The following is a 14020-nucleotide window of genomic DNA, read 5'->3' on the forward strand; positions in this document are numbered from 1 at the left end:
CCAGGAGTGAGGGGGCGGCCGACGTCTACCCTGGAACAAGCGGATTCGATTCCAGTTGTGCCGCTCCTCGCTCAGGAGGCACTCATGACATTCGTCCAGTTCATCGACTGCAGGACAAGCGATGTCGGGCAACTCGACCGGCTGATGGACGACTGGGTCGAGGCGACCCAGGGCAAGCGGACCGCCACCCACTCGATGGTCGGACAGGACCGCTCGGATTCCGCGCATGTCGTCGAGATCGTGGAGTTCCCGTCCTACGAGGAGGCGATGAAGAACTCCGAGCTGCCCGAGACCAACCGCATCTTCCAGGAACTGGTCGCTGCCTGCGACGAGATGCCCACCTTCACGGACCTCGATGTCGTACGGGAAGACCAGCTCAACAAGCTCGTCGTCAGCCGCTTCTTCGAAGAGGTCGTCGACGCCGGCAACCTCGACGCCGCCGACGCCCTGTGCACCGACGACTACCGGGAGCACGATCCCGCCCTCTCCTCCTACGACGTGGACCTCGCCCGGGCCAAACAGGAGAACGGCGAGATCATCGCCGCCTTCAACCCCCAGGTCACGGTGGAGAACATGATCGCCGAGGGAGAGATGGTGGCCTGCCGGATGACCTACCGGGGCCGTCACACCGGCGCCTACCAGGGGCTGGAGCCCACCGGCCAGGACGTCGCCGGCACCATGCACGCCACGTTCCGTTGCCGGGGCGGCAAGATCGCCGAGAGCTGGTGGAACTGGGACGACCTCGGGTTGCTGCGGCAGCTGGGGGCCCTGGAGATCTGAACCGTCGGGCGCTCGGCCGGCCGGGGTGTCGACGGTGGCGCCCGAACCGGTACGCCACCCGGGGCACCCCGCGATGCCATGTCGACGTAACCGTTGATTCAAACTCGCGTGCGAGTCTCGCGGAATGGTCCGGTCCTCCCTCGCAGAGAGCCTCGCAGCGCAGAGCGTCGACAATGGCGTCATGACCAACCCCGGCAACGTCTCCAGCAACGTCCCCGGGGCCGGCCCCGACCTGGGCCTGGACCCGGACCTCGACTCCGACGCCGATGTGTACGAGGGGGACCGGGACCGCCCCGACGGTGAGGCGGCGGTGACGGATCTGCCGCCCGACCGCTTCCTGGACCGCGAACGCAGCTGGTTGGCCTTCAACGAGCGGGTGCTCGAACTCGCCGAGGACCCCGGGACGCCGCTGCTCGAACGGGCGAACTTCCTGGCGATCTTCGCGGGCAATCTCGACGAGTTCTTCATGGTCCGCGTCGCGGGTCTCAAACGGCGGATCGCGACCGGTGTGGCGACCCGCAGCGCGTCGGGGCTCAAGCCGCGCGAGGTGCTGGAGGGCATCTGGAGCCGTTCGCGGGAGCTCATGGCGCGGCACGCCGCCTGCTATCAGCGGGACATCGCCCCGGCGCTGGCCGCCGAAGGGCTGCAGCTGCTGCGCTGGGCGGAGCTGACGGAGAAGGAGCAGGCCCGGCTGTTCACCCTCTTCCGGCGGCAGATCTACCCGGTCCTCACCCCGCTCGCCGTCGACCCGGCGCATCCGTTCCCGTACATCTCCGGGCTGTCGCTCAACCTCGCCGTCGTCGTCCGCAACCCCGTCAGCGGGCACAACCACTTCGCGCGGGTGAAGGTGCCGCCGCTGCTGCCGCGCTTCCTGGAGGCTTCGCCGCACCGCTACGTCCCGCTGGAGGACGTGATCGCGGCGCACCTGGAGGAGCTGTTCCCCGGTATGGAGGTGCTGGCGCACCACATGTTCCGGGTGACGCGCAACGAGGACCTGGAGGTCGAGGAGGACGACGCGGAGAACCTGCTGCAGGCCCTGGAGAAGGAGCTGATGCGGCGCCGGTTCGGTCCTCCCGTACGGCTGGAGGTGGAGGAGTCCATCGACCCGTACGTCCTCGATCTGCTGGTCCGCGAACTGAAGGTGAGCGAGGCGGAGGTCTGCGCGCTGCCGGGGCCGCTGGATCTGACCGGGCTGTCGGGGATCGCGTCGGCCATGGACCGCCCGGAGCTGAAGTATCCGAAGTTCGTGGCCGGCACCCACCGGGACCTGGCCGAGGTCGAGTCCGCCTCGCCCCCCGACATCTTCGCGGCGCTGCGCGAGCGCGATGTGCTGCTGCACCATCCCTACGACTCGTTCTCCACCTCCGTCCAGGCGTTCCTGGAGCAGGCCGCCGGCGACCCGGACGTGCTGGCGATCAAGCAGACGCTCTACCGCACCTCGGGCGACTCGCCGATCGTGGACGCGTTGATCGACGCCGCCGAGTCCGGCAAGCAGGTGCTGGTGCTGGTGGAGATCAAGGCCCGCTTCGACGAGCAGGCCAACATCAAGTGGGCGCGGAAGCTGGAGGAGGCGGGCTGCCACGTCGTCTACGGGCTGGTCGGTCTCAAGACGCACTGCAAGCTGTCGCTGGTGGTGCGGCAGGAGGGCGAGGTGCTGCGCCGGTACGCGCACGTGGGCACCGGCAACTACCACCCCAAGACGGCCCGGCTGTACGAGGACCTGGGGCTGCTGACCGCCGACCAGCAGGTCGGCGCGGATCTGTCCGACCTGTTCAACCGGCTGTCGGGGTATTCGCGGCGGGAGACCTACCGCCGGCTGCTGGTCGCTCCGCACTCCCTGCGGGACGGGCTGGTCTCCCGGATCCAGCGGGAGATCACCCACCATCGGGCCGGGCGCGAGGCGTACATCCGCATCAAGGTCAACTCGATCGTGGACGAGACCGTGTGCGACGCCTTGTACCGCGCCTCCATGGCGGGGGTGCCGGTGGAGGTGTGGGTGCGCGGGATCTGCGCACTGCGGCCCGGGGTGCCCGGGCTGAGCGAGAACATCCGGGTGCGCAGTGTGCTTGGCCGGTTCCTGGAGCACTCGCGGGTCTTCTGCTTCGGCAACGGCGGCGAGCCGGAGGTGTGGCTGGGCAGCGCCGACATGATGCACCGCAACCTCGACCGGCGGATCGAGGCGATGGTGCGGGTCACCGACCCCGCGCACCGGGCCTCCCTCGACCGGCTGCTGGTCACGGGCATGTCGGACGCCACCGCCTCCTGGCATCTGGGTCCGGACGGCGAGTGGACGCGGCACGCCCACGACGAGAACGGGCAGCGGCTGTCCAACGTGCAGGAAATGCTGATCGAGGGGCGGCGGCGCAAGCGTGGTCCGGCGACGAGGACGTGACGCGTGGGGCCGGGCGGCTGTTGGGGAGCTGAGGTCGGTGCAGCGACGTGAGTGCGGTTCGGCACGCGTGCACGGTGCGGGGAACGCGCGCCGTGCGGGGAAGGGGACGTGATGGGACGGAGCCGGGACGCGGTCGTCGGGTCCGGACACGGCACGCGGGAGCCCGCGCAGGCCGTCGGAACGGGAACGGCACAGGGCACGGCGACTCAGCCGGCCCCCGGCACGGCGACGAGCGCGTCGAGTGCGTCCGCCGACCCGGAAGTGCTCGCGGGCACGGCCGCCGAGGTGCTCGGTGGCTATCTGCACGAGCGCGCCGCGGAGTTCCTGCGGGGCCTGCGGGACCATGCGCAGGGCACGGGCGCCGCGTCCGGCGCGTCCGGCCCGGGCCCGGGAGGTGCCTCCGGGACGGCCGATCCGGCCCGCGCCGCCGCGTCCGTCGAGACCCTCCGGGGTGCCGCCCGGCGGCTGCACGGGGCGCTGATCACCTACCGTTCGCTCCTCGACCCGGTCTGGGCCGACGATCTGCGTACCGAACTGAGCTGGCTGGCGGGCGCGCTGGCCAGCGAGTACGCCTACGCGGCGCGGCTGGAGCGGCTGCTGGGCGCCCTGCACCGGCTGGCGAGCGGCGGGGGGACGGGCCGCGAGGGCGAGGCGCCGCCCGGCGAGGCGGGTGCGCGCCCGTCGGGGTCCTCCGCTGCCACGCCGAGCGGTACCGCGGGCCGGGCGGGCGGCACCGGCCAGTCGGTCGGCGGCGGCAGCCGCGGTGGCGCGGCGACCCGTGAGCGCGGTGCCCTGCCGGTGGGCGCGGCCCGTGCCGGAGCGCTGCTGGAGCGCCGGCTCACCCTGTCCCGTACGCGTGCCCACTCGGCGGCGCTCCAGGCGCTGGGCTCGGCCCGCTTCCACGCGGTCGCGGACGCCGTCGCGCTGCTCGCCTCGGAGGCCCCGTTCCGCCCGGGGGGCGAGGCCGCCGACCGGCCGGCGGCGGCCGTCCTTCCCCCGCTGGCCGACCAGGCCCGCCGCAAGCTCACCGAGGCCGTCGCCGCGCTGCCCCTCTCCCGCGCCGAAGCCCCGTACAACGCGGACGCGCTCGCCCGGTCGCTGGGCACCGAGGCGCGGCAGGACGCCGCCTGGGACCACGTACGGGTGCTGCTGCGGCTGCACCGCTACGCGCAGGAGGTGCTGGGCCCCTGCGCCGAGCCCGATCCGCGGCTGGGCCCGGCGGGTGAGGCGCTGGAGCGGCACCGTGACGCCGCCGCCGCGGCAGCGGCGGCCGCCTCGGCCGCCGCCACCCCCCGCATCGCCCCCGCCACCGCCTACGCCCTCGGGGTCCTGCACGCCGACCAGCGCCACGAGGTGGAGGCCGCCCGCTTCGCCTTCGGCCACCACTGGAGGGAGGGCGGCCCTCTCTAGCCGGACGACGGACAGGGGCTCCCCTCCCCCGGAACGTCACCGCGTCACCTCACAGGCGCCAGCGCGGACCAGCGGACCGTCACCTCACCCTGACGCCACCGACGGGGACCGTCCGCCAGCGGCCAGTCCGCGGCCAGGGCGCGTACCGCGCGCACCCAGCGTTGCCGGGCGCTGAGGGCGCCGTAGGGGGCGGCCGTGGCCCAGGCGCGGTCGAAGTCGGCCAGGAACGTGTGTATCCGCTCACCGGGCACGTTGCGGTGGATGAGCGCCTTCGGGAGCCGTTCGGCCAGGTCGGAGGGGGCGGTCAGAGTGGCGAGACGGGCCGCGAAGGTGACCGTCCGGGGTCCTTCGGGGCCGAGCGCCACCCAGACGTGGCGGCGGCCGATCTCGTCGCAGGTGCCCTCGACCAGCATCCCTTCCGGCGCCAGCCGGGCGCACAGCCGCCGCCACACGGGGAGGACCTCCGCCTCCGGGTACTGGCGCAGCACGTTCGCCGCGCGGATCAGCGTCAGCCCCGTGGGCCGTGGGCCGTGCGCCCCCTCGACGGGGAGCTCGAAGCCGCCTCGGACGAAGGCGAGCCCCGCACGTTCGTACGGGCGGGCCGCCGCCACCCGCTCCGGGTCGATCTCGACGCCGTACACCCGGGCGTCCGGGCGCACCTTGCTGAGCCGTTCCAGCAGTTCGACGGCGGTCCAGGGCGCCGCGCCGTAGCCGAGGTCGACGGCGGTGGGCGGTGCGGGGGAGCGGCGGAGCGCCGGACCGTGCGCGGCGGCGATCCAGCGGTCCATCCGCCGCAGCCGGTTCGGGTTCGTCGTTCCGCGCGTGACCGTTCCGACTGGGCGGGACGGTGCGGGGGTACGCGGCATGCCTCGAGGATACGCAGCGGCACCCGTGTGTCACGGTTTGGCAAAATACCGGGCGAAGAAGGAAGAGGAGGCAACCTTTTCGCTGTTCCCCGTCGAGGGCCGCGTACGGCCTGGTCCCGTATCCCACCGTCCGCAACGGAGGAGGCATCGGAACCGTGAGCCACTACGTGTCCCGGCTCGACGTGTCCCGGCTCGGTCAGCGGCGCGGCGGCCGCTCAGCACTCCCGCACCAGCCCAGAACCCCGCTGCTGCGGCTGTCCGGCGCACGGCGGGTCCGTCGGGTGGCGATGCTCAGCGTGCACACCTCCCCCCTCCACCAGCCGGGTACGGGCGACGCGGGCGGGATGAACGTCTACATCGTCGAACTCGCGCGGCAGCTCGCCGCGCAGGGCACCGAGGTCGAGATCTTCACCCGGGCCACCACGGGCGCGCTCGCCCCCACCGTCGAGCTGACCCCCGGCGTCCTGGTGCGGCACATCGACGCCGGCCCCTACGAGGGCCTGTCCAAGGAGGACCTGCCCGCGCAGCTGTGTGCCTTCACGCACGGGGTGATGCAGGTGTGGGCCGGTCACCGGCCCGGCTACTACGACCTGGTGCACTCCCACTACTGGCTCTCCGGGCACGTGGGCTGGCTCGCCTCGCAGCGCTGGGGCGTCCCGCTCGTGCACGCCATGCACACCATGGCGAAGGTCAAGAACGCGGCGCTCGCCGAGGGCGACACCCCCGAGCCGGCGGCCCGCGTCATCGGTGAGACGCAGATCGTGCGCGCCGCCGACCGCCTCATCGCCAACACGGCCGAGGAGGCGGGCGAGCTCGTCCACCACTACGAGGCCTCCCCCGACCGCACCGCCGTCGTCCATCCCGGGGTCAACCTCGACCGCTTCCGCCCCGGCGACGGCCGCGCGGCGGCCCGCGCCCGCCTCGGCCTGCCCCAGGACGCGCTGATCCCGCTGTTCGCCGGGCGCATCCAGCCGCTGAAGGCCCCGGACATCCTGCTGCGCGCCGTCGCCCTGCTGGTGGACGAGGACCCCTCGCTGCGGCGGCGCATGGTCGTCCCCGTGGTGGGAGGACCCAGCGGCAGCGGTCTGGCCAGGCCGGAGGGGCTGCACAAGCTCGCGGCCCGGCTCGGGATAGCCGACCTGGTGATGTTCCGGCCCCCGGTCGGCCAGGAGCAGCTCGCCGACTGGTACCGGGCCGCCTCGGTCCTGGTCATGCCGTCCTACAGCGAGTCGTTCGGGCTGGTCGCCGCCGAGGCCCAGGCCTGCGGCACGCCCGTGGTGGCCGCCGCCGTGGGCGGGCTGCCCGTCGCCGTACGGGACGGCGCCAGCGGCTATCTCGTCGCCGGGCACGATCCCGCCGAGTACGCCCGCGCCCTGCGCCGTTTCGCCGCCGACCCGTCGCTGGCCGAGCGGCTGGGTGCCGCGGCGGCCGGGCACGCCCAGCGCTTCGGCTGGGACGCCGCGGCCCAGGCCACCGCGGAGGTGTACGCCGCCGCGTTGCAGGAGCGGCGCCGTCGCCTACGATCGCCGCATGGGTGACGTTGACGCTGTTGACGCAGCCGCCGCGGCACGGGCGGCGATCGAGCAGACGCTGAGGGACGCCGAGCTGGAGTGGGAGAGCCCCGCGGAGGGCACCTATGTCGTCACGCTCCCGGGCACCCGCAAGCTGCAGACCACCTGCTCCTTGGCGGTCGGCGCGCACTCCCTCTCGGTCAACGCCTTCGTCGTGCGCAACCCCGACGAGAACCATGCCGCCGTGCACCGCTGGCTCCTGGAGCGCAACACCAAGCTGTACGGCGTCGGTTACGCGATCGACCAGCACGGTGACATCTATCTGGCGGGCAGGCTGCCGCTGGCCGCCGTCACCCCGCAGGAGGTCGACCGGCTGCTGGGCAGCGTCCTGGAGAACGCGGACGGCTCCTTCAACACCCTGCTGGAGATGGGCTTCGCCACCGCCATCCGCAAGGAGTACGCCTGGCGCACCTCGCGGGGTGAGTCCACCCGCAACCTGGACGCTTTCACGCATCTGACGGAGCGGGAGTAGAAAAACCGTCAGAGCCGGGCGGAGGCCTCGGGGCCGGGGCGGCACAGCGGGAGGCACCGGAGCCGCCGGGGGGGGCGGGCCGGTGCCGGAGCCGCCAGGGGCGGCCGGTGCCGGGGGGCCTCAGCTGGGCCAGGTGCCGGTCAGACGGTGCACCGTGGTGGCGCCGCCCCGGTCGACCGCGGCCTTGACCGCGGCGAAGATCGCCCCCTGCAGGGCCGCCGCCAGCAACACCTCGCGCCACGCCCGGTCCTGGTCGGTGGCTTCGGGGGCGTCCTCCTCGTGGCCGGTGGCCTTCCAGACCCGTTGGAACGCCGCGCCCGCCAAGGCGCCGCCACCGGCTCCCAGCAGCATGCCGAAGGGCTTGTAGGCGATCTTGACCGCGTTCATCGATGCCTCCTGCAGCGACGGAAGAAGAGGATCACCAAGATCAGCCCCAGTCCCGTGGCAACGGGCACGGCCGGGCTGCCGCGCGTCTTGTCCGCCGCCTGCTGTGCCTTGGCCCTGGCCTGCTCGGGAGTCCTCTCCTGGGCCTTCTCGCCCATGACGTGGGCCGCCCCGGACAGCTGTTCCCGCGCGGCGGCGCCCCGGTGCCGCGCCTTCTTCCTGAGCTCGGCGGCCTTGTGCCGGGCCTGTGCCTTGACGTCGGCACGCGCGGCCAGGGCCTCGACGGTCTCGCCCAGCTCCCGCCGGGTCTCCTCCACCTGGGCCCGCAGCTCTTCGGTGCTCGGTGCGGAACCGTGGCTGTTGGTGTGGTGCGTCATCGGTGGGACCTCTCCTTCACCTCGGCCACGTCGGCCTTCACGCTCGCTACGGTGCGCTCCGGGGCCGGTGGAGTGCCCTTCTTGATCTGCCCCTTGCCGGCGATGGCCAGCACGCCCGCGATCACTGCCAGCGCAGCGGTCACCACCAGGGCCGCCAGCCACAGCGGCAGCACCAGATCGAGGGCGACGATGGCGGTGGCGGCCAGCGCCTGCAGCGCGATGAAGCCCATCAGGCCCGCCCCGCCGAACATCCCGCCGCCGAGGCCGAAGCGCTTGCCCTTCTGCTGCATCTCGGTCTGGGCCAGGCGCAGCTCCTGCCGCATGAGCTGGGAGATCTGCCCCGAGGCCTGCTGTACCAGGTGGCTCACCGACTCGTCGGCGGCTGTGTTCCTGCGGGTTTCAGTGGCTGTGTCCGTGCGAGGTGGGGCCTCATGTGTCGTGGTCATGGTGCACATCAGCCTTTCGCTGCTCAGCCGGGGCGCGAGCGACAGGACGTGGGACCCCCGACACGGTGGTTGCCGGAGTGGTCCGGCAACCATGGCGATCCGGTCGCCCTGGCCGGCTCCGTTCGTCTCGTATGTCGGTCTTGTGCTGGGTCACCCCTCCCCGGCGGTACCCCGGCGCCGACCGCCTATGCGGCTGCGCTCCGTACTCGGGGGGAACGTCTGAGTACGGGAGCGGATGTGCGCGGTGGGCCGCGAACCGTACGTTCCGTGCCATGGAAACCTCCAGCACCGGGACGACGAACCGGACCGAGGAAGCAGCAGCCCCCACCGACGGTGCGGATGCCGCGGCGGACATGAGCGGTGCGGCAGCCGCAAGTGGCCCGGCGGACGGGGGTGGTGCGGCCGGACAGCGCCGTACTGCCGCCGAGTGGGCGGGCTTGGCGCTGCTCGCCGTCGTGGTGCTGCTCTTCGGCGCCTTCGTCCACGTCTTCGGGCCGCTGCTGGCCATCTCCTGCTCCAGCTGCCAGGACGGCGTACGCAGCCCGCTCCGTTTCGGGGAGGCGCTGTTCGCGGTCTCCGCTGTCGCGGTGCCGCTCACGACGCTGGGCACGGTGGTCGCCCTCTTCGCGGCCCGCCGTGGCGCCCGCGCGGGCGGCATCGGCCTGTGCGCCCTGCTGCTGCTTCTGCTCGCGGAGCAACTCCTGGGGCAGTTCACCGGCTGACGCACCGTCGGCTCGGCCGGATCATCCACCTACCGAATTCGGTAGGCCCCCGGGGCCCCTGGCTGGGGCCGACGTTTCGTCGTGTTCAGGCGATGAGGTCGATGGTGCGGAGGTAGACGCGTTGGATGGGCGGCGCGTCGATGGAGTGACGGAGCTTGTACACCCCGTAGAGATTGTCAGATCAAGCGGCGCCGCGTGACCGGATTCGGGCAGCTTCCTCGAGGACCCGCTCGGTGACGTCGATGGACCCCTCGGCGGGGCCTTCACCTCGCTGCTCCCGGGCGATGATCTCCTGGTTTTCGGTGAACGCCGCCTGGCGGTTCTTCGCGATGCGTTCCCACTTGGCAAAGACGTGGAGCAGCTGGTGGGCCGGTGCTTTGTTGATCTCACTGAGGAAGCGTTGCGCCAGGTCGGGGTCGCGGAGGGCGCCGCGGATGCACTCGATGGTCCACGGCTGGTCGCTCACGGCCGGCCTCCTCGTGCTGCTGCTGTCCGAATGTCAACCTCAGCGTAGCGCTGCGCGTACATCCACACCGGAGGCGCCGTCGCTGGTGGGCTCGGATTCAGTCGGCGTCGACGGGCAGCGTTCCGGTTGCGTCCGCCTCGATCAGTGTCGTGCCATGCCGATGTGTGCGAGGCGCCCGCGTGCGGCCTCGATCAGATACGGGTCGGTATCGACGCTCGTCACCTGCTCGGGGGTGAGGCGGCGGGCCAGCAGCGCGGTGCCGGATCCGCTGCCCGTGCCCACGTCGAGCACGTTGTCACCGTCCTCGATTTGGGCGTGCCGGTACATGCGTACCAGCAGCGAGGGCAGCGTCGCCGACGATGTGGGGGCGCCCTGGGGCTCGTCCTGGGCGGTGGCGCGTCGGGGCCTGCGAGTCCGTCGCGCAGCTCCCGGCCGGTGCCGGTGCGCGCCCACCAGCGGGGCACGAACTGGTGTCGGGGAACGGTGGCGATGGGGCGGCCCCAGCGTGAGGCGCGGTGGGTGACACGGTCGGCGAGGGCTCCGGCGGGCTCCCGCTGCGCGGTGGGCTCGCTGCCCTCAGTGCGTCGGCTCCCGTTCAGGTGCGGGAGACGGGGGTTCGGGGCACATGGGGGCGGGCTCTTCCGCTTCGGCGGCCCGCATGCTGCGCAGCAGCAAGCCGTAGCCCAGGGCTGCGAGGGTGCCGATTGCCGCGCTGGCGGCCCAGAGGGTGTCGGCGCCGTAGTGGTCGATGACGGTGCCGCCGAGCAGGGGGGCGCCGAGGTTGGCGACGGACCAGGAGAGGGTGTACATGCCCTGGTAGCGGCCCCGTCCGTGGGTGGGGGAGAGGCGGACGACCAGGCCCATCTGGGTGGGGGAGTTGATCATCTCGCCCAGCGTCCACACCACGACGGCGAACGCGTAGAAGGCCGCCGACGACCCCGCGAACGCGTTCAGTCCGAAGCCGTACCCGGTCAGCAGCGCCGAGACGATCAGCAGCTTGGCGGGGTCGCGGTGTTCGATGAAGCGGGTGAGGGGCAGCTGCAGCAGCACGATCAGTACGCCGTTCACGGCGATCACGGTGCCGAAGTCGGTGCTGTTGAGGCCCTGTTGGCCCATGGAGATGGGGAGTGAGACGAACGCCTGCTGGATGAGGGTGGCCAGCAGGAGGTTGAGCGCGACGACGACCATGAAGCGGGAGTCCCGCAGCACCGTCCACATGGAGATGTCCGCGTCCCGTCCGGGGCGGGTTTCCCGTTCGGGTTCGGCTGTCGGCCGGGACTCCGCCAGCTTCCAGAAGGTGAGCAGTGCGGTGGCCAGCACCATCGCGGCCTCACCGAAGAACAGCAGGTGATAGCTGTACTGGGCGATGAGTCCCGCGCTGGTGGAGGAGACGGCGAAACCGAGGTTGATCGCCCAGTAGTTGAGCGAGAAGGCCCGCACCCGGTCCTCGGGGCGGACGATGTCGGCCATCATCGCCTGCACGGCGGGCCGTGAGGCGTTGGTGGCCATACCGACGAGGCAGGCGACGGCTGCGATTGCCACCGGGTGGGTGACCAGGCCGAGGGCGGCGACGGACAGGGCGGTCGACAACTGGGCGACCAGCAGGGTCGGTCGCCGTCCGATGCGGTCGGTCAGTACGCCGGCGCCGATGGAGGAGACGACCCCGCCGAGGCCGTAGAGGGCGCCGACGAGTCCCGCGTACGAGGCGGAGTAGCCGCGCTCGACGGTCAGATACAGCGCGAGGAACGTCGCCACGAAGGCGCCGAGCCGGTTGACGAGGGTGCTGGTCCACAGCCACCAGAACTGGCGGGGCAGCCCGCCGACGCTCCTGACCGCAGCCTGTCGGAGTCTGCCCGACGCTTTCGTCCCGCCCACGACAGCTCCCCCTTGAGAACCCGCACACCCGGTGAGGATGTAAGTGGCTTACCAGTGCGGTGCAGATTACTCGTGGCGTTCTCGGGGGCGCCAGCGAATTGACGGCTCCGGTCAATCGGCCACCGGGTCCGGCAATCCGTGCGGGGACGTCTCCTGGCGCTCCCGAGCCTGTCGGTGGGCTGCTGCGCCGGTCAGCCGCTCAGGGACCAGTCCTGCACGAGGTACTCGGTCGAGCAGATCGTGTCCAGGAAGTACGCGCCCGCTTTTCCGCAGCCCTCGCCCGGTGCGACGGGCGTGCCGTGCCCCATGCCGGTGACGAGGTAGCTGCGTACGGCCACCTGCCCGGTGCCGTCCTGGTAGTCGGACCGGGTGGTGCCGCCGGGGAGTTGGTGGGTGGCGTCGGCGGTCCGGTCGGCGCCGAGCACATCGGTCCACTGGTCGACGGACTCGGTGGCGTTGCGGGGCGCGACGGTGTGGTCGGCCGTGCCGTGCCAGACCGAGACCTTCGGGCGAGGGCCGGAGTATCCGGGGTACGCAGCGCGTACCAGGTCGCCCCACCGCCGAGGGGTCTTGTCGACGCCCGGGTTCATGCAGGTGAACGCGCCGATCAGGGAGGTCGCACAGCCGTACGGCACCCCCGCGACGACGCCGCCGCCCGCGAAGGCGTCGGGGTAGGCGGCGAGCAGCGCGGAGGTCATCGCGCCACCGGCCGACAGCCCGGTGACGTAGACCCGGGAGGGGTCCGCGTCCAGGTCCCGTACGGTGCGCTCGACCATCTGCCGGACGGACAGCGCCTCGCCGCGGCCCCGCGCGGTGTCCGAGGACTGGAACCAGTTGAAGCACCGGTTGGCGTTGTTGGCCGACTCCTGCTGCGGCGCGACGACGGAGAAGCCGTGCTCGTCGGCGGCCCGCCGCCAGCCCGCGCCGTCGAAGTACGTCGCCGCGTTCTGGGTGCAGCCGTGCAGGACGACGACCACGGGGCGGCCGGTGCCGAGCCCTTGGGGCGTGTAGCGGTACATGGACAGGGCTCCGGGGTTGGAGCCGAAGTCGGTGACGCGCTCCAGGGCGGCGGCGCCGGCGCCGTGCTGCCGCCCGTCGGCCGACGCGGACGAGGTGCCGGAGACGCCGAGTGCGGAGAGGGCGAGGGCGGCCAGCAGTACTGCCGCGGTGCGCACGGAGGTTCGCATGAGGGATTCCTTCCGTGGTGCCTGTGGGGGATACGGGCCCGAAGCCCGGTCAGCCGTAACGTAGGGCGCGGGCCGGGAGGGGCGAACGTGCGCGCCCGCCAGCCGCGTCGCCGTGCCGCTGTGCGACCGCCACATTGCCGACGCCGCACCGGGCCTGGTGTGTCACCGGCACATACGGCCCTCTTGAAGTGCGGGTCGGCACCACATCCGGCCGGCCCGCACCCGCCCCTAGGCTGCGGCCATGACGCCTGAGCCCGAGTCCGCGCCCGCGCAGTCCCCCTCCGTCGCCCTGGACCTCAGCGGCCGTACGGCCCTGGTCACCGGCGCGGCCGGCGGCATCGGGCGGGCCTGTGCCGTGCGGCTCGCGGCGGCCGGGGCCCGGCTGCGCGCGGTCGACCTGGACCCCGAGGGGCTCAAGTCGCTCGCGGAGGAGGTGGCGGGGGCGGACGGTGCCACGGGCCGGGAGCCGGTCGAGCTGCACCCGCTCGATCTGACGGCCCCCGCGGGGCTGGACGCGGCCGAGCGCGCCGCGGACGGCGCCGATGTGCTCGTCAACGCCGCCGGCACCCAACTCGTCCGGCCGATCGAAAAGTTCCCGCCCGAGGTGTTCCACCGGATGCTCACCCTCATGCTGGAGGCGCCCTTCCGCACCACCCGGGGAGCGCTGCCGCACATGTATGCGCGGGGGTGGGGCCGGATCGTGCACATCTCCTCCGTGCACGGGCTGCGGGCCTCCGCCTACAAGTCGGCGTATGTGGCGGCCAAGCACGGCCTGGAGGGACTGTCCAAGACGACGGCGCTGGAGGCGGCCCCCCACGGAGTGACCTCCAACTGCGTCAACCCGGCCTATGTGCGCACGCCGTTGGTGGAGCGGCAGATCGCGGACCAGGCCGAGGCGCACGGCATCCCCGCCGATCGGGTCGTCACCGACATCATGCTCGCGGACTCGGCTCTCAAGCGGCTGCTGGAGCCGTGGGAGGTCGCCGAGGCGGTCGCCTATCTGTGCACTCCCGCCGCCGCTTTCCTCACCGGATCCGCCCTGCCCCTCGACGGCGCGTGGAGTGCTCACTGA

The 14020-nt window shown here is 72.4% G+C and carries 15 protein-coding genes; 7 read left to right on the forward strand and 8 right to left on the reverse strand.

What is annotated here, in order from left to right; all coding sequences use genetic code 11:
• Positions 1 to 84: 84 nt before the first annotated feature.
• The 3 genes from JW613_RS31745 to JW613_RS31755 all read left to right on the forward strand — a co-directional run bounded on the left by JW613_RS31745 (position 85) and on the right by JW613_RS31755 (position 4582).
• Positions 85 to 780 (forward strand): ester cyclase, encoded by a 696-nt coding sequence (locus tag JW613_RS31745; RefSeq protein WP_209214322.1) that lies wholly within the window; start codon positions 85 to 87, stop codon positions 778 to 780.
• A 181-nt stretch (positions 781 to 961) separates the two neighbouring features.
• Positions 962 to 3172, forward strand: a complete 2211-nt coding sequence (locus JW613_RS31750) for an RNA degradosome polyphosphate kinase (RefSeq protein ID WP_245226616.1) — start codon at positions 962 to 964, stop codon at positions 3170 to 3172.
• A 111-nt stretch (positions 3173 to 3283) separates the two neighbouring features.
• The gene (locus JW613_RS31755; protein ID WP_209214324.1) at positions 3284 to 4582 is read left to right on the forward strand and encodes a CHAD domain-containing protein; all 1299 of its coding nucleotides are present in this window, start codon (positions 3284 to 3286) and stop codon (positions 4580 to 4582) included.
• Between the two features lie 44 nt (positions 4583 to 4626).
• Here the strand turns inward: JW613_RS31755 and JW613_RS31760 are convergent, their stop codons facing one another.
• On the reverse strand, positions 4627 to 5448 hold the full coding sequence (locus JW613_RS31760; protein WP_209214325.1) for a class I SAM-dependent methyltransferase: 822 nt from the start codon (positions 5446 to 5448) through the stop codon (positions 4627 to 4629).
• Positions 5449 to 5603: 155 nt separating this feature from the next.
• Between JW613_RS31760 and mshA the strand changes: the two genes are divergently transcribed.
• Both mshA and JW613_RS31770 read left to right on the forward strand, forming a co-directional pair.
• Complete coding sequence (gene mshA / locus JW613_RS31765) at positions 5604 to 6986, forward strand: D-inositol-3-phosphate glycosyltransferase (RefSeq protein WP_209214326.1); 1383 nt, start codon at positions 5604 to 5606, stop codon at positions 6984 to 6986.
• The gene (locus JW613_RS31770; protein WP_099882369.1) at positions 6979 to 7491 is read left to right on the forward strand and encodes a type III secretion system chaperone family protein; all 513 of its coding nucleotides are present in this window, start codon (positions 6979 to 6981) and stop codon (positions 7489 to 7491) included. Before mshA ends, JW613_RS31770 begins: the two co-directional genes overlap by 8 nt.
• A gap of 120 nt (positions 7492 to 7611) precedes the next feature.
• Here the strand turns inward: JW613_RS31770 and JW613_RS31775 are convergent, their stop codons facing one another.
• Genes JW613_RS31775 through JW613_RS31785 form a run of 3 tightly spaced genes read right to left on the reverse strand, consistent with a single transcriptional unit; the run spans position 7612 to position 8698 of the window.
• Positions 7612 to 7878, reverse strand: coding sequence for a DUF4235 domain-containing protein (locus tag JW613_RS31775; protein WP_099882367.1), 267 nt, complete (start codon positions 7876 to 7878; stop codon positions 7612 to 7614).
• Entirely contained in the window at positions 7875 to 8252 is a 378-nt protein-coding gene (locus JW613_RS31780; protein WP_209214327.1) for a DUF3618 domain-containing protein, read from the reverse strand. The genes JW613_RS31775 and JW613_RS31780 overlap by 4 nt, the downstream gene beginning before the upstream one ends.
• A complete protein-coding gene (locus tag JW613_RS31785; RefSeq protein WP_209214328.1) occupies positions 8249 to 8698 on the reverse strand; it encodes a phage holin family protein in 450 nt (149 codons plus the stop codon). The genes JW613_RS31780 and JW613_RS31785 overlap by 4 nt, the downstream gene beginning before the upstream one ends.
• Before the next feature lie 272 nt (positions 8699 to 8970).
• On the opposite strand from JW613_RS31785, the gene JW613_RS31790 reads away from it, so the two are divergent.
• Positions 8971 to 9420, forward strand: coding sequence for a hypothetical protein (locus JW613_RS31790; RefSeq protein WP_209214329.1), 450 nt, complete (start codon positions 8971 to 8973; stop codon positions 9418 to 9420).
• Positions 9421 to 9601: 181 nt separating this feature from the next.
• Here JW613_RS31790 and JW613_RS31795 read toward each other — a convergent pair whose 3' ends face one another.
• The 4 genes from JW613_RS31795 to JW613_RS31810 all read right to left on the reverse strand — a co-directional run bounded on the left by JW613_RS31795 (position 9602) and on the right by JW613_RS31810 (position 12948).
• On the reverse strand, positions 9602 to 9886 hold the full coding sequence (locus JW613_RS31795) for a hypothetical protein (protein WP_209214330.1): 285 nt from the start codon (positions 9884 to 9886) through the stop codon (positions 9602 to 9604).
• A gap of 141 nt (positions 9887 to 10027) precedes the next feature.
• The gene (locus tag JW613_RS36165; RefSeq protein ID WP_245226617.1) at positions 10028 to 10213 is read right to left on the reverse strand and encodes a class I SAM-dependent methyltransferase; all 186 of its coding nucleotides are present in this window, start codon (positions 10211 to 10213) and stop codon (positions 10028 to 10030) included.
• Positions 10214 to 10462: 249 nt separating this feature from the next.
• A complete protein-coding gene (locus tag JW613_RS31805; RefSeq protein ID WP_209214331.1) occupies positions 10463 to 11761 on the reverse strand; it encodes an MDR family MFS transporter in 1299 nt (432 codons plus the stop codon).
• A 191-nt stretch (positions 11762 to 11952) separates the two neighbouring features.
• Positions 11953 to 12948 (reverse strand): extracellular catalytic domain type 1 short-chain-length polyhydroxyalkanoate depolymerase, encoded by a 996-nt coding sequence (locus tag JW613_RS31810; protein WP_209214332.1) that lies wholly within the window; start codon positions 12946 to 12948, stop codon positions 11953 to 11955.
• 241 nt (positions 12949 to 13189) lie between these two features.
• Between JW613_RS31810 and JW613_RS31815 the strand changes: the two genes are divergently transcribed.
• Positions 13190 to 14020 carry a 3-hydroxybutyrate dehydrogenase gene (locus JW613_RS31815; protein WP_209214333.1) on the forward strand — a complete coding sequence of 277 codons (831 nt, stop codon included), beginning with the start codon at positions 13190 to 13192 and terminating at the stop codon, positions 14018 to 14020.

The organism is Streptomyces smyrnaeus, assembly GCF_017676345.1.
In the GTDB taxonomy this organism is placed as follows: Bacteria; Actinomycetota; Actinomycetes; order Streptomycetales; family Streptomycetaceae; genus Streptomyces; species Streptomyces smyrnaeus.